Origin of the sequence: Sphingopyxis sp. CCNWLW2 (assembly GCF_037095755.1) — a bacterium.
GTDB lineage: Bacteria > Pseudomonadota > Alphaproteobacteria > Sphingomonadales > Sphingomonadaceae > Sphingopyxis.
On record NZ_JBAWKJ010000002.1, the window covers coordinates 244,016 to 264,375 of the forward strand.

Consider the following 20,360-nt stretch of genomic DNA (forward strand, 5'->3'; position numbering starts at 1 on the left):
CGCTTACTTCAGCGTGCCGAGCCGTTCACCCGCATAGACCTTGTTGCGGATCGGTTCCCACCACGTCTGGTTATCGAGATACCAGCGAACGGTCTTTTCGATCCCGCTGTCGAAATCATCCTGCGCTTTCCAGCCGATCTCATTCTCGGTCTTCGTCGCGTCGATCGCATAGCGATGGTCGTGGCCGGGACGATCGGTGACGAAGGTGATCAGGTCGCGGTGCGCGCGATCCTTCGGCGCCATCGCGTCCATCAGGTCGCAGATGCGCTCGACGACCTCAAGGTTAGTGCGCTCGTTACGCCCGCCGATATTATATTTCTCGCCGGCGCGCCCCTTTTCGAGGATCATCACCAGCGCGCGGGCATGGTCGTCGACATAGAGCCAGTCGCGGATATTCGACCCGTCGCCATAGACCGGCAAGGCCTTGCCGTGGAGCGCGTTGAGGATGACGAGCGGGATCAGCTTCTCGGGGAAGTGATAGGGCCCGTAATTGTTCGAGCAGTTCGAGATCACGCAGGGCAGGCCATAAGTCCGCACCCACGCCGTCACGATATGATCCGACGCGGCTTTCGAGGCTGAGTAAGGCGAGGAAGGATCGTAGGGCGTCTCTTCGGTAAAGAGGCCCGTCGGGCCCAGCGAGCCATAGACCTCGTCGGTCGAGATATGGAGGAAGCGTAACGCATCTGCGCGTTCCGTCGGCAAGCTGTCGCGGTAAGCGCGCAGCGCCTCCAGCATCACCGCGGTGCCGAGAATATTGGTTTCGAGGAAGACCTGCGCGCCTGAAATCGACCGGTCGACATGGCTTTCGGCGGCGAGGTGCATCACGGCGTCGGGCTGATACCGCGCAAAAACGCCATCGACCGCGGTGCGGTCGCGCACATCGACCTGCTCGAAATGATAACGGCCCGAATTTTCGATTGGCGCCAGCGAAGACTGGCTGGCCGCATAGGTAAGCGCATCGACATTGACCACCTCATGCCCCAGATCCTGGACGAGATGACGGCATACCGCCGACCCGATAAAGCCAGCACCGCCGGTCACCAAAATGCGCTTCATACGATCTCCATGCTCGAACCTACTTCGCGGCCGCGACGATCTTACCCGAGCGACCGGGTGCGGCGCCTATCGCACGCAACAAAGCCGGCGCGCAAGTCAAAGACCCAAAGGTTCGCCGCACCGCTCGACCTTCCCGGCATGCCATGGTATCGGCTCCGGCCTCGGCCGTGTTGACGCCGGCCCCCTGAAAGAGATCGTAAGAATATCAATATGATGAATAGATTCGACGAATTGGGCGGGGCGGTATCGGAACCGTCTGTCGGCGTCATGTTGGCAACATATAACGGCGAGATGTTCGTCGCCGACCAGATCGAGAGCATCCTTGGTCAGCGCGGCGTTGCCACGACAATCTATGTACGCGACGATGGCTCCAGCGACGGCACCCTCGAGATCGTTCGCTCTTTGTCCGAAACGCACCCCGGCCGGATCGTCCTGCTCGACGATGCGCCCCACCGCTTCGGCACTGCAAGCGGAAATTTTTTCAGCATGCTGGCCGACGTCCACCGGATGCCGCACGCCTATTTCGCCTTCTCGGACCAGGATGATATCTGGCTGCCCGAAAAGCTGGAACGTGCGGTCGGGCGACTGACGGAGAGCGGGGCTTCGGGTTACGCGTCCAATCTGACCGCCTTTTCCGAAGCCCGGGGGGCCGAATGGACGATGGCGAAGGCCGATCCGCAACGGCGCTTCGATCATTTGTTCCAGGCGGCATCGGCGGGTTGTACCTATGTTTTCGATCAGAAGGCGGCGGAACTGATCGCGATGCGTATCGGCCGGGTCGACGATCAGGACTGGTGGGGAGTGTCGCACGACTGGCTCTGCTATGCGATTTGTCGGTCGCATGGCCTGGCATGGGTGATCGATGACTGGTCGGGCATCCGCTATCGCCAGCATGAGCAGAATTTTTTCGGTGCCCAGTCTGGCGTGAAGGGCGCGCTGAAACGCCTGTCGCTGATGCGCGAGGGTTGGTATCGCGGCACGGTTGTGCGCAACCGACGTTTCCTTGATCCAGACAATATGGCGGAGCGGCCGGTGCTGGACCGGATGGCCCGGCTGAACGTCGGCGACAGGCTGTGGCTTGCGGCGCACGTCCGCGAACTCCGGCGTGAGCCCAAGGCGCAACTGGCGCTGGCCGCTGCTTTGATTTCGGGGCTGATCTAGCTTTTACACGCCATAGAATTGGCGATACCAGGACACGAAATTGCCGACACCGGTGCGAATGCCGGTTTTCGGCGCATAACCTAGTTCATTGGCGATCGCGCCGATATCGGCATAGGTTTCATGGACATCGCCGTCCTGCATCGGAAGCAGGTTGAGCTGCGCCTTGCGGCCGCAGGCCTTTTCGATCTCGTGGATGAGATCCATCAGCTGTTCGGGCCGGTTGTTGCCGATATTGTATAGACGGTGCGGCGTGACAAAGCCGCCGGCCTTCGGTTGGCCGTCGTCGGTCGGCGGATTGTCGAGACTGGCGATCACCCCGGCGACGATGTCGTCGATATAGGTGAAGTCGCGGCGCATATCGCCCTGATTATAGACATCGATCGGTTGGCCCTCGATGATCGCTTTCGTGAATTTCCACAGCGCCATATCGGGGCGCCCCCAAGGTCCGTAAACGGTGAAGAAGCGCAGGCCCGTTTGTGGAATGCGGAAGAGATGGGCGTAGGTCTCGCTCATCAATTCGTCCGCACGCTTGGTCGCGGCATAGAGCGAGATCGGTTGGTCGACCCTGTCCTCGACGCGAAACGGCATGGCCTTGTTCGCGCCATAGACTGAGGATGACGAAGCATAGACCAGATGGCGGACGCCGCGGTGGCGCGCGATCTCCAGGATGTTCACATGGCCGGCCACATTCGAACGGACATAGGCAACCGGATTGTCGAGCGAATAGCGTACGCCGGCTTGCGCCGCGAGGTGGACGATCCGGTCGAAGTTGGTATGGGCCAGGGCGGCGGCCAGCGCGGCCTCGTCGCCGATATCGGCGCGATGGATCGCAAGCCGATCGCTGCCTATCTCCGCGAGTTCTTTGATGCGCGCATCTTTCAGGGCGGCGGGATAATAATCGTTGAAATTGTCGATGCCGATCACCGTCTCGCCCCGCGCGAGCAGATGGGCGGCTGTGTGCATCCCTATGAAGCCGGCGATCCCGGTCACGACAACGGTCATAATTCAGATTTCCGGATTTTCCGCTGCGCAATCATCGGATTTCTGTTTCCGTTCATTTGGGGCAATAGTCAGCATGAGCGATACGGCGATGGCACGAACATCGCAAACAGCCGGTTAACTCTTATCGTCAGATGGGTCTGCGCTACAGGCGGCGGCCGACGATCTCTATATTCTGGATATTGGCAAAGCCGCTTTTAGCCCCAATGCGGAGAAGCATCTTGGCGGCCAGATTATCAGTAAACATGAAACGGATCTTATAGGGCCTCCAGGACTTATCGGTAATCGTCGCCGTGAGTGGAAAAGGGAGACCCCGCAATTCGGTAAACACGGTAAAATAGGACTCGCCGCTGCCATTCTTGGCCCAGAAGCTGATTTCCACGACGCAGTTGCGCAGCATCGCCGCCTCTCGCGGCTCGATATCGAGATATTCGCGGGCGACGGTCCGGATCGACGCTTTGCCGCTCCGCCGGACCATCGCGTCGCGAACGGAAAAGCTTCTGCCAAAGCCGCCGTACGCGAAGTGACGGCCGGACGGTGGCGCGTTCGTCCATGGCTGGTCGATATCGATCGCGGCGGGATAGGTGACAACCGGTCCGTCGACGACAACCGAATTGATTCGTTCCCCACCTGTATCGTTGATCGCGAAGATTTTTCCGTCCGCAAAAGACCCCTTGATGCTGTTTCGCGCGAGGGTAATCGCGGCCCCGCCATCGGTCCGGAGCGCCATGTCCGATTTGTTGATGCGTATGCCGTATCGCATGGTCCCCGAATTGTTTTCGATCGTGTTTCCGGTAACCGTGACATCCTGACTGCTGATCAGGATGCCGCCGGCGAATACCGACGAGAGCAGGGGAAAGTCGGGGCTCGACAACGCATCGTCCATCTGCGCGCAATCCGACACATGGTTTCCAGTGATGGTTGCGTGATCGGCACCCGCGTAAATGGCGATGCCTGCAAAACCGCAATTTTTTACGATATTGTCGGCTACGGTGGAGTGCGGGGACAATATCAGGATTCCGCTGTCGCCCGTTCCGTCGACATAATTTTCTGTGACCGATACCGACTTGCAGCCTGTATTGACCTGGATGTTTTCGGCGCCGCGATATCCAACCAGCTTGACGACTTCGCCCGCTTTCCGGCCAACGCTGAACGCCACCGCATATTCCGGACCTGCGCCAGTAATCGTATATCCCATCGATCGCGGCGAACCGTTGATTTGGATACGCTTAAGGTGAACGCGCGAGCCCAGAACGAAACGAAACATCCGCTGTCCCGCGGTGGCGACGATGCTATCGGACCATTGCGTTTGGCGGCAGTCATTGCCTGAAATCACGACATTTTCGGTTCCCCCACGAACCGACATGGCCCAGCCAGTCATTATGTCGCGAAAATGATTGTCGCTGAACGTGACGCCTTTGGTGTCTTCCGCAAGCAAGGCTGTCGTGATCTCGGTTGCGGCGGTTCCACCCTCGATCCGATTCCGAAGCGCCGAAACATTGGTCGCACCGGTACTGAACAGGAAATGGCCGATGTCCCCGCGGCAGATATTGTCGGAAAATTCCGCGCGGTCCGACGTGGCGAGAACCGCGTAAAGCGCACCATTTCCCTCGATGATCCAGTTCGCAAATTTGCAACGCGGATTGGCTAGCCGGAACGCGATGCTGCCCGGGACAAGCTTGATGGTCGCTCCATTGCCGACGAACTCGGTGTCGGGCGGAAGGACGACGGTCCGGTCGATCAGGTAGGTCGAACCCGCCTTGCCTTCGACGCGCCTCGCGGTTTTGAAAGCCTCAGCAAGCGCCGCCGACGATCCGCTCCTGCCCGTCGGATCGCAACCTTCGACGTCATCGATACAGAGAGATTGAAGCAGTTTGTCCTCCGCCGGTCGTGGTCGTCGAGCATCTGGGGCCGGCCCGCGAACTAAAGTATTTTGGCGCTCGCGGGAAGCGGCCGATTTGACGTTGCGTGCGGGGGCCGCGGCCGGCCGAAGTGTCCATGTCCCAACAGTATGGCTTGCAAAGATGACGCTGACGATCAAATTGGAAGGGCAAGGAGCGGTGGCATGGATTTTGCGTTCGACAACAGTTTTCATGATTCGATGGAAGGCTTCTACGCTCCCGCCGAAGCTGTGAAGCCGTCGGCACCGACGCTTCTGGCTTTCAATCACGCGCTTGGGAAGCGATTGGGCATCGATGCCGATGGCGTCGATCCGGACGAACTGGCGCAGCTTTTTTCGGGGCAAGCGCTTCCCAAAGGCGCCAACCCGCTGGCGCTCGCCTACGCCGGGCACCAGTTCGGGCATTTTTCGCCGCAACTCGGCGATGGGCGAGCGCTGCTTCTCGGCGAAATCATTGCACCCGACGGTGCGCGCTTCGACGTCCAGTTGAAAGGATCCGGGCCGACCGCCTTTTCGCGCAATGGCGACGGCAAGGCCGCGATCGGCCCGGTGCTGCGCGAATTTCTGGTTTCGGAAGCAATGGCGGCGATGGGCGTCTCGACGACGCGGGCGCTCGCCGCCGTCGCGACGGGGGACCGCGTCCAGCGCGAGCGCGCGCATCCCGGCGCGGTGCTGACGCGCATCGCGAGCAGCCACATCCGCGTCGGCACCTTCCAGTTTTTTGCTGCGCATTTCGGCGCCGATCACGTCGTCCAGCTCGCCGATTACAGCATTCGCCGCCATTTCCCCGACCTGGCCGAATCCGCCAATCCGTCGCTCGCGCTGCTTGATCGCGTCATCGGCCTGCAATGCGAACTGGTCGCGCAGTGGCTTGGCGTCGGCTTCATCCACGGCGTGATGAACACCGACAATGTCGCGATCAGTGGCGAGACGATCGACTATGGGCCGTGCGCCTTCATGGATCGCTTTGCGGTGAACACGGTGTTCAGTTCGATCGACGCTAACGGCCGCTATGCCTATGGCCGCCAGCCGCAGATATTGCACTGGAACATGGCGCGCTTTGCCGAGGCATTGCTGCCCGCGATCCACCGGGTGTCGCCCGCCGATGTCGACGCGGCAAAGGCGTTGGTCGACGCCATTCCCGGCCGTTTCCGCGCGATATGGCATGCGCGGGTCAGGGAAAAGCTGGGGCTGGGCGGCGAGGGCGACGACGATGGCGAACTCATCGATACGCTCTTCGACGAACTCGAAGAACATGAGATGGATTTCACCTCCTTCTTTCGCGCGCTCGCCATGCTGCTGCGCGGCGACGGCGCGATGCTCGAAAGCCTGCTCCCGGCCCCCGACGCGATGGCGCCGTGGATCGCCCTGTGGTGGGAGCGGATCGCACACGAGGCGACCGGGCCGCTGGACCATGCCGCCGCGATGGACGCGGTGAACCCGCTCTATATCCCGCGGAATCATCTGGTCGAAGCCGCGTTGGACGCGTCCGAGGCGGGCGACCTCGCGCCGTGGCTCGAACTGCTTGAGGTCGTGCGCGATCCCTGTGCGCTTCGTCCGGGGCACGAGCGGTTTGCCGCGCCGGCTCCGGCCGACGCCGGTCCCTACACGACCTTCTGCGGCACCTGACGCCGGCCACGGTTGAGCCGCTGCGCCGCAATTGCTAGGGACGGCGCCACATCGATCAGAGGATAAGTCATTGCCCCCAGCAAATGTGCCGCATGCGCCGTCCGTCAAAATTACAGTCGTCGGCACGGGCTATGTCGGTATTTCCAACGCCGTTTTGCTGGCGCAGCGCAATGAAGTGATCGCGCTCGACATCGATGCGCGCAAGGTCGAGCAGATCAATGCGAAGCAATCGCCGATCGCCGATCCCGAGATCGAGGATTATCTCGCGAACAAGCCGCTGAACCTGATCGCGACGACCGACCGCGATGCCGCCTATTCGGGTGCGGCCTTCGTCATCGTTGCGACGCCGACCGACTATGATCCCGACACCAATTATTTCAACACGCGGACGGTCGAAAGCGTGATCGCCGATGCGCTGGTGAAGGCGCCGGGCGCGCTGATCATCGTCAAATCGACCGTGCCGGTGGGCTTCACCGAGCGGATGCGCGCCGAGCATGGCAGCGACACGATCGTCTTTTCGCCCGAATTCCTGCGCGAGGGGCGCGCGCTCTACGACAATCTCCATCCCTCGCGCATCATCGTCGGCAACACGCATCCGCGCGCGGCGGAATTCGCGCGCCTGTTGCTCGAAGGGTCGCTCAAGCCCGATGCGGCGATATTGCAGACGGGCAATACCGAGGCCGAGGCGATCAAGCTGTTCGCCAACACTTATCTTGCGATGCGCGTCGCCTTCTTCAACGAGCTCGATACCTATGCCGCCTCGCACGGCGTGGACTCGCGCCAGGTGATCGAGGGGGTGTGCCTCGACCCGCGCATCGGGCAATTCTACAACAATCCGTCCTTTGGCTATGGCGGCTATTGCCTGCCCAAGGACACCAAGCAGATGCTCGCCAACTATCAGGAAGTGCCGCAGAATCTGATCCAGGCGATCGTGTCGTCGAACACGACGCGTAAGGATTTCATCGCGTCCGAAGTCATCAAGCGAGCCCCACGCGTCGTCGGCATCCACCGCCTCGCGATGAAGGCGGGATCGGACAATTTTCGCGCCAGCAGCATATTGGGCGTGATGAAGCGCCTGAAGGCCAAGGGCATCGAGGTGATCGTCTATGAACCTCTGGTCGAGGAGGAGCGCCTGTTCAACTCGCGCGTGATCCGCGATCTCGAGGCGTTCAAGGCCGAGGCCGACGTGATCATCGCGAACCGCGTGACCGACGACCTCGCCGATGTCGCGGACAAGGTTTACAGCCGCGACCTGTTCGGCGCCGATTCCTGAGTTTTCTCCATCGCCGCAACTCGCCGCATCGCCGGGAACTGTCCCATTGTCGGAGAGTTAGCTTGTCAAATGGGGAGAAACGGGTTGCACAGCCATATCTCGCAAGCCACAAGTGCGTATCGGTGGCCAGCAGATGAAAAAATCTGAAAATTCCTGTATATCGTCAGGCCGCCGTTCCTCGCGGATGCGGCCGCTATTGATCGCAGCATCGTCCTTTCTCTGCCTCGCCTGGGCCGGCGCTGCCCATGCGCAGCAAGTCGAACCGCCGAAGGTGGTCCCGACCGTCGAAACCACCAAGACCGACCCGATCGCGGCGCCATCGCCGCCGCCGCCCGATGCCGTGCTGCCCGAAGTGGCACCGATCATCGAGGATGAGGAGTTCGAGAAGGCGATCCCGCCGATCAGCGCCGAGGACGATGCCGAGCTCGATCGCCCGCTGGAATCGATCGCCGATTTCGAAAAGCGCCAGGCGGCCGAGGCCGCGAAAGGCACAAAACCGGTCGCCGAGGGCTCCGCAGAAGCGACGGTCGAAGCCCAGCCGCCGCAGGTCGATGGCATTCCTGTGCCGGCACTCGCCGATGGCGACACCGTCGAGGCGATCGGCGACGCGCCGATCAGCGACGTCGAACTCGCGGCACCGCTGCCGCCGCTCGAAAACTTCGACGTCGAACCGGTCCAGTTCGCCGAGGCCGAGGCCGAGAAGGATAATGTCAGCGTCGCCTATACGGTGCAGGTCAACGGGCTGAGCGCCGCCGACGACAGTACCGACGTCGATCTCGCCGATCTGTTCGGCGACCTGTCGGCGCTCTACGACGGCGACGGCAAGGCTGACAATACTGCGATGATCCGTGCGCGCCTGACCGCCGACGGCGAGCTGATGCACCGCGTCCTCGCGTCCGAGGGCTATTATGACGCGGTCGTCGATACGCGGATCGACCGCGGCGAGCGCGAGGAAGGGCAGGAAGGCCAGCAAGGCCAGCGCCGGTCGATCACCGCGGTCATCGATGTGAAGCCGGGCAAGCGTTACACGCTGGCCGATATCAGCATCAATGCCGCGCCGACGATTCCGCCGAACCTGATCGCCGACAATTTCCCGCTCGCGGTCGGCGAACCGATCGTCGCGCAGCGGATCCAGGGCGCCGAAGCCGCGATCGCGCTCAAGCTGCCGCAGGAAGGCTATCCCTTTGCGAAGGTCGGACAGCGCGACATTTTGCTCGACGGCGCGACGGGGGACGGCGTCTACACGCTGCCGGTCGATATCGGGAAACGGTCGCGCTTTGGCGGGATCGAGACAACGGGCGACCTGGCGTTCGATGCCGAGCATGTCGAGGTGCTGGCGCGTTTCAAGCGCGGCGACCTCTACGACAGTCGCATGGTCGACGATCTTCGCCAGGCACTGGTCGCGACGGGGTTGTTCGCGACCGTCGCCGCCGAACCGCAGCCGACGGGCGAAAGCGCGGGGGACGATACCGAATATGTGACGATGCTGGTGACGCAGCAGGCCGGCCCGCCGCGTACACTGGCGGCGAGCGCGGGTTACGGGACGGGCGAAGGCATCAGGCTGGAAGGCAGCTGGACGCACCGCAACCTGTTCCCACCCGAAGGCGCGCTGACCTTCCGCGGCGTATTGGGCACGCAGGAACAGGGGATCGGGGCGACGCTGCGCCGCTCGAACGCCGGCCGCCGCGACCGTACCATGGAGCTCGTCACCGAGGTCAAACGCAGCAACTATGATGCGTTCAATGCGATCACGGGCCGCGTCGGCGTGCGCGTCAGCTATGACTCGACCCCGATCTGGCAGAAGAAATTCACCTATGCCTATGGCGCCGAACTGATCGCGACACGCGAGGATGACTATGATTTCACGACGGGTACGCGGTCCTATGATTTCTACACCATTCTCGGGCTGACGGGGCAGGTCGGGATGGATCGCACCGACAGCCTGCTCGACCCGACGAAGGGCTTTCGCATCACATCGTTAATCCAGCCCGAAGGTTCGCTCGCCGGGCGCTTCTCGCCCTATGCGCGCCTTCGGACCGACGTCAGCGGCTATTATCCGGTGACCGACAGCATCGTGGTCGCGGGCCGCGTGCGTGTCGGATCGATCCTCGGCGCGGCGCGCGAGCGGCTGGCGCCGTCGCGGCGCTTTTACGCGGGCGGCGGCGGCTCGGTGCGCGGCTTCGGCTATCAGGAACTCGGGCCGAAGGATCCGAACAACGATCCGATCGGCGGCCGCAGCGTCGCCGAGGCGGCGTTCGAGGCGCGCTATCGCTTCGGCAATTTCGGTGTCGTCGGCTTTGTCGACGCCGGGCAAGTTTATCGTTCCTCGGCGCCGACCTTCCAGAATCTGCGCTTCGGTGCGGGTATCGGCGCGCGTTATTACACCAACTTCGGCCCGATGCGGTTCGACATCGCGACCCCGATCGGGCGCAAGCCGGGTGAGGCGCGCGTCAGCGTCTATGTTTCGATCGGGCAGGCGTTCTGATGGCCGACGACGCGCCCTTCGCCGAAGACGGAGCCGCACCGGCGAAAGCCTCGCGTTCGTGGCCGCTGACCATATTGCGTTGGATCGGGCTGACCCTTCTGGGGCTTGTGCTGCTGTTTGCGCTGTTTCTCGTCGGCCTCAACAGCGACGCCGGACGGCGTTTCGTCGTCACCCAGATCGAGAAATATGAATTCGAAAACGGGATGAAGATCGGCATCGGCCGGCTCGACGGGTCGCTTTATGGCCAGATGATCATCCGCAATTTCACATTGTCGGACCCCAAGGGTGTGTTCCTCGCGTCGCCCGAGGTCAGGGTCGACTGGCGGCCGATCCGCTATCTCGCGAACCATGTCGATGTCCGTTCGGTGACCGCCGCGACCATGACGATGCGCAAGCTGCCCGAGTTCAAGGTCGTTCCCGACACTGGCGAGCCGCTGCTCCCCGATCTCGATATCGACGTCGGCCTGGTGCGTGTCGATCGTTTCGTCTTCGAGCCTCCGGTGGCGGGTGAGCGCCAGGTCGCGAAATTGAACGGCAAGATCGCGATTGCCGACCGCCGCGCGCAGGTCACCGCCAACGCCGAAACGATCGCCGGCGGCGGCGGACAGGGCGATGCACTGAAACTGGTGCTCGACGCGGTGCCCGAGGCGAACCGGCTCGCGGTCCAACTCGACGTCACCGCACCGCAGGGCGGCGTGCTCGCGGCGATGGGCGGGTTCAAAGAAACGTTGACGGCGAAGCTCGACGGGCGCGGCGACTGGAAGGTGTGGAACGGCAATCTGACCGCGAACCTCGGCGCGGCGCCGCTCGCGCGTGTGGCGCTGACAGGGCGCGACGGCACCTTCACTGCGAAAGGCGTGGCGCAAGCTTCGCGGCTGTTCGCTGACGGGCCGGTGGGCGAGATTTTGGGCACCGAGACGGCGATCGACCTCACGGCGAAGCTGAATGAGCGCAAGGCCGATATCGACGGGCGGCTGTCATCCGATGCCGCGCAACTCGGGATAAGCGGCGGCGTCGATTTTGGCGCCAGCCGCTATGAGGGGCTGCAACTCGCAGCCAATGTCTTGCGGCCGGGCGCGATCGCTCCCGCGGTGCGCGCCAATGGCCTCCGCGCCACCGCGACGCTCGACGGCGCTTTCGCGCTGCCGACGGTCGAATATCAAGCAAACGCCAACAGCCTTGCTTTCAACGATATCATCGTCGAGCAAATCTCGCTTGCCGGCAAGGCGCGCGTCGATGCCGACCAGATCGTGATTCCCGTCGCGGGCCGCGCGGCGCGCATACGCGGGCTCGATACCGTCGCGGGCGGAACGCTGGTGCAGGTGCGGCTCGAGGGCGACCTTGCGTACAGTAACGGCCGCATCCTCAGCGACAATCTGCGCCTCCGCTCGCCGCGAATCGATGCGAAGGCGATCATCATCGCCGACCTCAACAAGGGCTTCTACACGGGGGCGATCGACGGGCGGATCAACGATTATCGCATCGAAAGCGTCGGCATCTTCGACATCGACACCGATGCCGATTTGAAAACCGCGCCGCGCGGCGGGTTCGAGATCGTCGGCCGCGTCCGTGCGCGTTCGACCAAATTGTTCAACTCCGGCGTGCGCGATTTCCTCGGCGGCAATGCGACCGCGTCGAGCGACGTGCGCTATGGCACCGACGGCATGATCCGCTTCGCCAATCTGCGCATGTCGGCGCCGCGGCTGCGGGTCACGGGCGGGCAGGGGAGCTATGCGCCCAACGGGCAGATCCGGCTGACGGCGCGGGCGAATTCGACCGACTATGGCCCCGTCGGGGTCCAGCTTGCCGGGACGATCACCGACCCGCGCGCGGTCGTAACCGCCGCGCGTCCGGGACTCGGCATCGGGCTCGCCAATCTGGTGGCAAAGATCAACGGCGCGAAAAACGGCTATCGCCTCGCGGCGACCGGAGACACCGATTATGGTCCGCTGTCGGCCGACGTCGTGCTGCTGACCGCGTCGGGACCGCTCACCATCGATGTCGAACGCGGCGACCTGTCGGGGATCGGTTTCAATGGGCGATTGGTGAAGAGCGACGCCGGGCCCTTCGTCGGCCAGCTCAACGCATCGGGGCAGGGGCTTGGCGGTCTCGTCCGCCTGACCGCCGCTGGAAAATATCAGGCCGCGGCGATCAACGTCCGCGCCAATGATGTCGTGCTCCCCGGTGCGGCGAAACTCGCGGTCGGCTCGGCGATCGTCGATGCCGATGTGACGCTCTACGACACGCCGCATATCGTCGCCGATATCCAGATCGCCGACACGCAGATCCGCGACTATGACATTGCGGTCGGACGCGTGAAGATCGACTATCGAGGCGGTGCCGGTCGCGCGCAGGCGCTGGTCGAGGGCACCAGCGGCGTGCCGTTCCGCATCGCCGCCAACGCCGATCTCCAGCCCAAACTCTGGCGCGCCGCGGTGCAGGGGCGCGCAACCGGGATCAACTTCCGCACGACGACGCCCGCGCGCATCATCCCCGGCGCCGACGGCTACGAATTGTTACCGACCAATATCACCCTCGGCCGCGGCAGCCGCGCGCGGATTGCGGGACGCTTCGGCGACGGCATCATGCTTCAGAGCCGGCTCGAACGCGTCAACATGGCGATCCTCAACGCGGTCTATCCCGACATGGGGCTCGGCGGCCGCGCGACGGGCAGCATCGATTTCGAACAGGCCAATTCGGACAGCTTCCCGCGCGCCGACGCGCGGCTGACGATCACCGACTTCACGCGCACCACCGCGGCGTCGGTCAGCCAGCCGGTCGACGTCAATTTCGCAGGAAAGCTGCTCGCCGACGGCGGCGAAGCGCGCGCGGTGATGCGCAAGCGCGGCAGCGTCATCGGGCGGCTGCAGGCGTCGTTGCGACCGCTCGGCCCCGGCGCGGGCGGCTGGACCGAACGGTTGATGGCGGCGCCGCTGGGTGGCGGCATCCGCTACAACGGCCCCGCCGACACGCTCTATTCCTTCTTCGGCCCCGCGACGCAGCATGTGTCGGGACCGATCGCGGTGGCTGCCGATTTCAGCTGCGGCGTGTCCGATCCATGCTTGCAGGGCGTCGTTCGCGGCAAGGACATGGTCTATGAAAACCAGACCTATGGCACGCGGCTGACCAATATGGTCGTGAACGGGCGCTTCACCGGGAACCGGCTGGAGATCGAGCAGCTCACCGCGACCGCCGGCGACGGCACCGTCCAGGCCAAGGGCTTTATCAGCCTCGCCTCGGCCGACGGCTATCCGATGAACATCTCGGCGACGCTCGACAATGCGCGGCTTGCCAAGAGCGAGAATATCGCCGCGCGCGCGACGGGCAATCTGACGCTCGAAAAGGTCGCGGGGCAGACCGCGCTCCTGTCGGGCAGCCTCCGCCTTCCCGAAACGCGCTATCGCATCATTCGCGAAGGCGCGGCGCAGGTTCCGGTGCTCACCGGGGTAAGGCGCAAGCCGCCCGCGGGCCGCCAGCGGATCAGCGGCGACGGGCTCCAAGCGGTCGGCGGCAGCCTGTTCGACCTCATCCGCCTCGATATCGCCTTGAAGGCCCCCGACGAAATCTATGTCAGTGGCATGGGGCTCGAATCCGAATGGAAGGCCGATGTCGTGCTGCGCGGTACGACGCAGGACCCGCGCGTCACGGGCGAAATCGAGCTGGTACGCGGCACGCTGGGTTTCGCGGGCCGCTCGTTCGAACTTCAGGAGGGCAGGGTGACCTTCCCGACGGGCGAAGCCTTCGACCCCGCGATCCGCCTGCTCGCGAGCGATACGATCGAGACCGTGACGGTGAGTATCAGCGTCACGGGCCGCGCGAGCAATCCGCAGATCGCCTTCTCGAGCGTTCCGGGCCTGCCGCAAGACGAAATCGTCTCGCGCATCCTGTTCGGCGATTCGATCACGACGCTGTCGCCGCTGCAGGCGGTGCAACTCGCCTCGTCGCTCAATACGCTGAGCAGCGGGGGCGGCGGATTGAGCCCGCTTGGCTCGCTCCAGTCGGCGACGGGGATCGACCGGCTGCGCGTGCTCGGTCCCGACGACACCGTCGGGCGCGGCGCGGCGCTGGCCGCCGGGCAATATATCACCAAGGACATCTATCTGGAGGTGATCACCGACGCGCGTGGTTATACCGCGACGCAGCTCGAGATCAGCCTGACCCCGGCGCTGTCGCTGCTCAGCCAGGCGGGCGGATCGGGCGGATCGAACCTCAGTATCCGTTACCGCAAGGATTATTGATGCGCGCCGCCGTCCTGCTCGTTCCGTTGCTGCTGCTCGCGGCGTGCAAGGACGAGCCGCGTTTCGAGGAACGCTACGACAAGGCCACGAAGGAGATCGAGGCGCGCGCGAAGGCGATGGATGCCGACATCGCCAAGTCCGACGCCGCCGCAGCCGCGGCATCGGAAGGCTTGCAACCCGCGGCCAAGCCGTCTAACGCGCCTCCGTCATCTGGGGAGTAGCCAGCCGTCCTTTGGGACGGGCCACCGTGTCAACATACTCGGCCGAGAGGTCGTGGTGCGGTGGAAGCGGGAGACCGCTTGGGCGAGACCAATGGCATCGACCTTCGTCCGGGCCGGGCGGCGGGTTCGATGTCTATTGGAATCGCGAAGCCGCTCGGCCCCGGAGTACCCCATGGAAGCCCTGTTCACCTCGACCGCCATCGTTGCGCTCGCCGAAGTCGGCGACAAGACGCAGCTGCTCGCGATCCTGCTCGCGACGCGGTTCAGCCGCCCGGTGCCAATCATCCTCGGCATTTTGTTCGCGACGCTCGCGAACCATGCGCTCGCGGCGCTGCTTGGCGCGTCGGCCGCCGCTTTCCTCGACAGCCCGGTCTTTCGCTATGCAATCGGCCTGTCGTTTGTGGGGATGGCAGCCTGGACGCTGATCCCCGACAAGTTCGAGGACGATGACGCGCCCAAGCCGCGGTTCGGCGCCTTCCTGACGACGCTCGTCGCCTTCTTCCTCGTCGAGATGGGCGACAAGACGCAGGTCGCGACGATCGCGCTCGGCGCGCAATATCACGACATCGTCTCGGTCACCGCGGGCACCACGCTCGGCATGATGATCGCCAACGTGCCCGCGATCTTCCTCGGCCACGAACTGCTCAAGCGCGTCGATCTGGCGAAAGTTCGCAAGGTCGCTGCGGGCCTTTTCCTCGTGATCGGCCTGTGGGTGCTCGTGCAGACTGCTGGCTGGATCGGCTAGTCGGCGTTGCGCCCGGCGAGGGTGCGCTCGAAATTCCAGCTCGACGAGCACATGGCGTCGAGGTCGCGGTTCGCCGTCCAGCCCAGCTCGCGCGCGGCGCGGTCGGGGCTGGCGAAGCAGCTTGCGACATCGCCGTCGCGGCGCGGCGCGATGCGATAGGGGATGCGTACCCCGTTCACCCGTTCGAACGCCTCGACCATATCGAGCACCGAATAGCCCTGGCCGGTGCCGAGGTTCCATATCGACAGCGGCTGGTCGGCCTGCGCGATTGCGGCCAGCGCCGCGACATGGCCGTCGGCGAGGTCGACGACATGGATATAGTCGCGCACCCCGGTGCCGTCGGGCGTGTCATAATCGTTGCCGAACACCGACAGCTCGTTCAGCCGCCCGGCGGCGACGCGGCTGACAAAGGGCATCAGATTATTCGGAATGCCGTTCGGATTTTCGCCGATCAGCCCGCTGTCGTGCGCGCCGACCGGGTTGAAGTAACGCAGGATCGCGATCCGCCAATCGGGATCGGCGGCGGCGACGTCGGCGAGCATTTCCTCGATCATCAGCTTGGTGCGGCCATAGGGATTCGTCGCCGAGGTCGGGTGATTCTCGTCGAGCGGCAGATATTGGGGCTGGCCATAGACCGTGGCGCTCGACGAGAAGACGAGCGTCTTCGCACCGCAATCGGCCATCGCTTCGAGCAGCGACAAGGTGCCGCGGACATTGTTGTCGTAATATTTCATCGGCTCGGCGACCGATTCCCCGACGGCCTTGAGTCCGGCGAAATGAATGACGGACTCAATCGAATGATCCTGCATCACGCGCCGCAGCGCATCGCCGTCGCGGATATCACCTTGGACCAGCGGAATGGCGGCGCCCGTGATCGCTTCCAGCCGCGTCATAACCGACGGGTCGCTGTTCGACAGATTGTCGAAGCACACCACATGATGGCCCGCCGCCACGAGCGGTGCTGCGACGTGGCTGCCGATATAACCCGCACCGCCCGTCAGTAGAATATTCATTGCTCGATCATCTCCATGCGCGCGCAGCGACCGTCGCGGGTGGACCTATTCTATCCGCGACATCCTGCCAAATCATTGTCCGTCGGCCATGTGCCGCTTTTCGTGTAACCTTCGCGGCGATATCGGCGAACAGGTCATCAAACGCCGTCATCTGCTTTTGTCAGGATCCGCCAATTGAGCATCGACGAACCTTCGCTGGCGCGCCTGATGGCCGCATCGCAGCGGGGGGACCGCGCGGCCTATCGCGCGTTGCTCGGCGATTGCCGCAAATGGCTCACCCGCTATTTCGCGCGGCGGATTGCGCCGCACCATATCGACGATCTGGTGCAGGAAACTTTGGTGTCGATGCATCGCAAGCTCGCGACATGGGATAGCAGTCGGGCTTTCCTGCCGTGGCTTGCGGCGATCGCGCGCTATCGCTGGATCGACATGCTCCGCCGCCAGCGTGACGAGGCCGAGCTGGGCGATAATGACGCCGCGGTCGGTGCCGGGGACGAGGCGGTGCACGCAAAGCTCAGCATTGATCATCTGCTGACGTTACTGCCGCCGGGGCAGGCGCAGGCGATCACGCTGGTGAAGATCGAAGGCGCCTCGATCGCCGAGGCGTCGCAGATTTCGGGGCAGAGCGAATCGCTCGTCAAAGTGAATATCCATCGCGGGCTCAAGAAGCTCGCCGAACTGATTGAGAGTGAGTGAGATGAAGGACGCATCGATCGACGATTTGATCGACGGCCTGGCCGACGACCTGAAACCCGTGCGCCCGCGGCGCGTCGTGCGCGGGTCGCTGTGGGTCGCGGCCGGATGGCTGGGCGTCGGTGCGTTGCTGGTCGGGCTGTTCGGGAGGCGGCACGATCTCGCCACCGGCGTAATGCCGCCGCTTTCGATGCTCGCCTTCTGGCTGCTCGCCGCGGCGGGTGTCGCCGCCACATGGAGCGCGCTGCGCATGGGGCTGCCCGGCGTCGGGCGCGACTATGGCGGCTGGCGCTGGGCGGTCGGCGCGTTGCTGGCGTTGCCGCTCGCGGCGCTGTTCGTGTTCTTCGGCGAGGCGCATGACCCCGCCGAAGCCGCGCGGCGCGGTTTCGACATTCATTGCCTCGCGCAAGGCGTGGTTTCGGGGCTGGGTGTCGGGGCGGCGCTGTTCCTCTGGCTCAGGGCGAGCGCGCCGACCTCGCCGACGCGCGCGGGCTGGGTGATCGGGGTTGCGGCGGGCGCGGCCGGGGCAACGATCATCGCGCTGCTGTGCTCGAGCGACGACTTGGTCCACATCACGCTCTGGCATGCGTCTGCGGTGCCCGTCTCGGCGATCGCGGGTCGGCTGACCCTGCCCCGTTTCCTGCGCTGGTAAGCGTCAGCCGAGGGGTATCAACATGCCCAGCGCCACCGCCGCGGTGGCGAGCCCTGTGACCAGCGCCCCCCTCGGCCAGCGTGAAAGTAGCAGCACGAGCGGCAGTCCGGCGATCGAGACCATGCCGATGAAGGCGACGGGCCCCTGATAGGGACCGAAGTCATGGACCGCGCGCCACGCCGCGAGAATGAGCAACACCACGGCGAATGCGCGCAGAGTGGCGACAGTCGGCAGACGCGCGAACGCGGCGTCGCGGCGCAGCCGATGGGTGCTCAACGCAAGGCACGCCAGAGACGCGTATGAGAGAAGGGCCGGCTCAAGGCGCATCGACGGCCTCGCGCAACGGGTTGGCGGGACGCGCTGCAGGGCGGGGTTTCCGAACCGGGCGCGATGATTTTTGCGCTGTCCGCCAGGCGGCAAAACCGAGCAATGCACCCGTCGCAAGCATGGCGAGATCGAACGCGACGAACAGCCAGTCGTCGTTCGCGAGCGATCGGACAAACCCCCGATCGGTCGTGAGCGCGTTGACCAGCGGCAGCGCAAGGAAGGCGACCGCGGCAATCGCCAGCGTTTCTGTCCAGGCGCGGCGGATCGGCCGCACACAGGCCAGCGCCGCGAGCCCGAACCATGTCCAGAACATGATGCTCACCTCGACGTCCCCGCGCGCTGGCAGCGTGGCGGGTAGCAGGCGGTTGGCGAGGAGGAACGCCGCCATGCCCGCGGGAAGGCAGGCGATCGCGCCGACGTTCAGCCGTTCGGCCAATCGGATTCCGAAGAAGGGTTCCGCGCCCGGACGCTTGCGCTTCACCGTCCACAGCATGAGCCCCGTGCCGACCATTGCGGTCCCCGCAAGTCCGAGCAGGAAATAGGTCCAGCGCAGCACGGGACCGGCGAAGCTGCCCATGTGCAGGCCGAGCATGACCCCGCTCGTTTCGGCAGCCGGGCCGGGAGGGGGGGATGCCGACAGCCGCCGCCCGTCGACGCCCGAAAAGACGATCGATCCGCCGCGCGCATTGAGCCGATCCTTCGCGCTCTGGTACAGGGTGACGGTGGCCGTCGCGTCATTCGGATTGCGGACAACCATCGTCGCGGGCCGGCCGCCGCCCCATTCTTCGGATGCCCTGGCGACGAGTGGCGCAACCGGCGTCAGCGCGGCAAGGCGCCCCGTTGCCTCGGCGTCGGGCTCGGCGCCGAAGACGGCGGTCTCGAAGGTCGCCGGGTCCTTGTAATTGGCCTGGATCGGCCAGGGCATATACATCGCCACCAGCGTGATGAGGCCGGTGTAGGTGATCATCGCGTGGAAGGGCAGGGCGATTACCGCCGATACATTATGCGCGTCGAGCCAGCTGCGCTGCCCCTTGCTCCACCGCAGCGTGAAGAAATCGACGAAGATGCGCTTGTGCGTGATGACGCCCGAGATGATCGCCGTCAGCATCGCCATCGCGCAGAGCCCGGCGAGCCAGCGCCCCCACGGATGCGGAATCTGGAGCTGGAAGTGAAAGCGATAGAAATGCTCGCCGCCGCGCGTGTCGCGCGCCGTCACTTCTTCGCCCGTTGCCGGGTCGAGTCGCAGTTCGGGACGGCGCGGGGCCGGCTTCGCATTCGGATCGGGGTTCGGGCGCTCGCGGATGAAGATGCGTGTCGCGGTCGTGCGCGCATCGGGCAGGGTGATGAACCATTGCTCGGCGGTCGGGGCGACCTTTTGCAGGTGCGCAACCGCGGTGTCCGCGGCGGTCGCGGCCGTGACCGGGCGCAGGTCGATCTCGGGCTGCATCCAGCGCGTGATTTCGGGCCGGAAATAGCTCGCGGTGCCGGTGAGGAACATTGCGAACAGGATCCACCCTGCGAGCAGCCCGAGCCAGCCGTGGATCCACGCCATCGACTGGCGAACGCCCGTCGCCGCGTTCGATGCCGCTTTGCTCATAGCGCCGGCCCCAGCAGCCACAGGCATCCCGCCGACCCGAACGCGAGGCCCCAAATGGTCCCCGCGACGCGCGCAAGCCGGGTTTCATGAAAGGCCCATAGGATGAGGCCGGCATAGACAAGGAAGGACAGCATCATCGCCCATATCGTCGCCTCGGCGCGGTTGATCGGTGCGATCCGCGCGAGGAGCGAAACGAAGCCTGCCGCCGCGGCATAGCCGCCGACGATCGCGGTGAATGCCCGCGCAGCCATTCGGCCGTTCGCGATAGATGAGCCCGCCATTTTCCCCTTCATCGTCAATCGTCCGGCTTCGGCTTGCCCTAAACAGATTATGCGACTAGTTGCAACTGCGAATCTGTAGCAATAGCAATA

Annotated in this window: 16 protein-coding genes and 1 riboswitch; of the genes, 9 read left to right on the forward strand and 7 right to left on the reverse strand. The window is 64.3% G+C overall.

Going from position 1 to position 20,360, the window contains the following annotated elements; all coding sequences use genetic code 11:
• Positions 1 to 3 precede the first annotated feature (3 nt).
• The gene (gene rfbB / locus V8J55_RS12265) at positions 4 to 1,056 is read right to left on the reverse strand and encodes a dTDP-glucose 4,6-dehydratase (RefSeq protein ID WP_336445932.1); all 1,053 of its coding nucleotides are present in this window, start codon (positions 1,054 to 1,056) and stop codon (positions 4 to 6) included.
• A 210-nt stretch (positions 1,057 to 1,266) separates the two neighbouring features.
• On the opposite strand from rfbB, the gene V8J55_RS12270 reads away from it, so the two are divergent.
• Positions 1,267 to 2,217: a glycosyltransferase gene (locus V8J55_RS12270; RefSeq protein WP_336445933.1), complete on the forward strand. Its 951-nt coding sequence runs from the start codon at positions 1,267 to 1,269 to the stop codon at positions 2,215 to 2,217.
• 3 nt (positions 2,218 to 2,220) lie between these two features.
• Here V8J55_RS12270 and V8J55_RS12275 read toward each other — a convergent pair whose 3' ends face one another.
• Positions 2,221 to 3,219 (reverse strand): NAD-dependent epimerase/dehydratase family protein, encoded by a 999-nt coding sequence (locus V8J55_RS12275; protein WP_336445934.1) that lies wholly within the window; start codon positions 3,217 to 3,219, stop codon positions 2,221 to 2,223.
• 142 nt (positions 3,220 to 3,361) lie between these two features.
• Positions 3,362 to 5,311: a right-handed parallel beta-helix repeat-containing protein gene (locus tag V8J55_RS12280; protein ID WP_336445935.1), complete on the reverse strand. Its 1,950-nt coding sequence runs from the start codon at positions 5,309 to 5,311 to the stop codon at positions 3,362 to 3,364.
• Between V8J55_RS12280 and V8J55_RS12285 the strand changes: the two genes are divergently transcribed.
• The 6 genes from V8J55_RS12285 (at position 5,282) to V8J55_RS12310 (ending at position 15,707) form a co-directional block, all read left to right on the forward strand.
• The gene (locus tag V8J55_RS12285; protein WP_336445936.1) at positions 5,282 to 6,745 is read left to right on the forward strand and encodes a protein adenylyltransferase SelO; all 1,464 of its coding nucleotides are present in this window, start codon (positions 5,282 to 5,284) and stop codon (positions 6,743 to 6,745) included. The two genes, V8J55_RS12280 and V8J55_RS12285, sit on opposite strands and share 30 nt — an antisense overlap.
• Before the next feature lie 70 nt (positions 6,746 to 6,815).
• The gene (locus V8J55_RS12290) at positions 6,816 to 8,018 is read left to right on the forward strand and encodes a nucleotide sugar dehydrogenase (protein WP_336445937.1); all 1,203 of its coding nucleotides are present in this window, start codon (positions 6,816 to 6,818) and stop codon (positions 8,016 to 8,018) included.
• Between the two features lie 184 nt (positions 8,019 to 8,202).
• The gene (locus V8J55_RS12295) at positions 8,203 to 10,503 is read left to right on the forward strand and encodes a BamA/TamA family outer membrane protein (protein WP_443030820.1); all 2,301 of its coding nucleotides are present in this window, start codon (positions 8,203 to 8,205) and stop codon (positions 10,501 to 10,503) included.
• Positions 10,503 to 14,741 (forward strand): translocation/assembly module TamB domain-containing protein, encoded by a 4,239-nt coding sequence (locus V8J55_RS12300; RefSeq protein WP_336445939.1) that lies wholly within the window; start codon positions 10,503 to 10,505, stop codon positions 14,739 to 14,741. The genes V8J55_RS12295 and V8J55_RS12300 overlap by 1 nt, the downstream gene beginning before the upstream one ends.
• Positions 14,741 to 14,962 (forward strand): hypothetical protein, encoded by a 222-nt coding sequence (locus V8J55_RS12305; RefSeq protein WP_336445940.1) that lies wholly within the window; start codon positions 14,741 to 14,743, stop codon positions 14,960 to 14,962. Before V8J55_RS12300 ends, V8J55_RS12305 begins: the two co-directional genes overlap by 1 nt.
• Positions 14,941 to 15,118: riboswitch (yybP-ykoY riboswitch) on the forward strand. Its footprint overlaps the gene before it by 22 nt.
• Before the next feature lie 16 nt (positions 15,119 to 15,134).
• Positions 15,135 to 15,707 carry a TMEM165/GDT1 family protein gene (locus V8J55_RS12310; RefSeq protein WP_336445941.1) on the forward strand — a complete coding sequence of 191 codons (573 nt, stop codon included), beginning with the start codon at positions 15,135 to 15,137 and terminating at the stop codon, positions 15,705 to 15,707.
• Here the strand turns inward: V8J55_RS12310 and galE are convergent.
• Positions 15,704 to 16,720 carry a UDP-glucose 4-epimerase GalE gene (gene galE, locus V8J55_RS12315; RefSeq protein WP_336445942.1) on the reverse strand — a complete coding sequence of 339 codons (1,017 nt, stop codon included), beginning with the start codon at positions 16,718 to 16,720 and terminating at the stop codon, positions 15,704 to 15,706. The genes V8J55_RS12310 and galE overlap by 4 nt on opposite strands.
• A 174-nt stretch (positions 16,721 to 16,894) precedes the next feature.
• Here galE and V8J55_RS12320 point away from each other — a divergent pair, with 174 nt between their 5' ends.
• Positions 16,895 to 17,416, forward strand: coding sequence for a sigma-70 family RNA polymerase sigma factor (locus tag V8J55_RS12320; RefSeq protein WP_336445943.1), 522 nt, complete (start codon positions 16,895 to 16,897; stop codon positions 17,414 to 17,416).
• 1 nt (position 17,417) lies between these two features.
• Positions 17,418 to 18,065: a DUF1109 domain-containing protein gene (locus V8J55_RS12325; RefSeq protein ID WP_336445944.1), complete on the forward strand. Its 648-nt coding sequence runs from the start codon at positions 17,418 to 17,420 to the stop codon at positions 18,063 to 18,065.
• A gap of 3 nt (positions 18,066 to 18,068) precedes the next feature.
• Here the strand turns inward: V8J55_RS12325 and V8J55_RS12330 are convergent, their stop codons facing one another.
• Genes V8J55_RS12330 through V8J55_RS12340 form a run of 3 tightly spaced genes read right to left on the reverse strand, consistent with a single transcriptional unit; the run spans position 18,069 to position 20,240 of the window.
• On the reverse strand, positions 18,069 to 18,392 hold the full coding sequence (locus V8J55_RS12330) for a DUF3325 family protein (protein WP_336445945.1): 324 nt from the start codon (positions 18,390 to 18,392) through the stop codon (positions 18,069 to 18,071).
• Positions 18,382 to 19,989, reverse strand: coding sequence for a PepSY-associated TM helix domain-containing protein (locus V8J55_RS12335; RefSeq protein WP_336445946.1), 1,608 nt, complete (start codon positions 19,987 to 19,989; stop codon positions 18,382 to 18,384). The genes V8J55_RS12330 and V8J55_RS12335 overlap by 11 nt, the downstream gene beginning before the upstream one ends.
• Positions 19,986 to 20,240 (reverse strand): iron transporter, encoded by a 255-nt coding sequence (locus tag V8J55_RS12340; RefSeq protein WP_336445947.1) that lies wholly within the window; start codon positions 20,238 to 20,240, stop codon positions 19,986 to 19,988. Before V8J55_RS12340 ends, V8J55_RS12335 begins: the two co-directional genes overlap by 4 nt.
• Between the last annotated feature and the right edge of the window lie 120 nt (positions 20,241 to 20,360).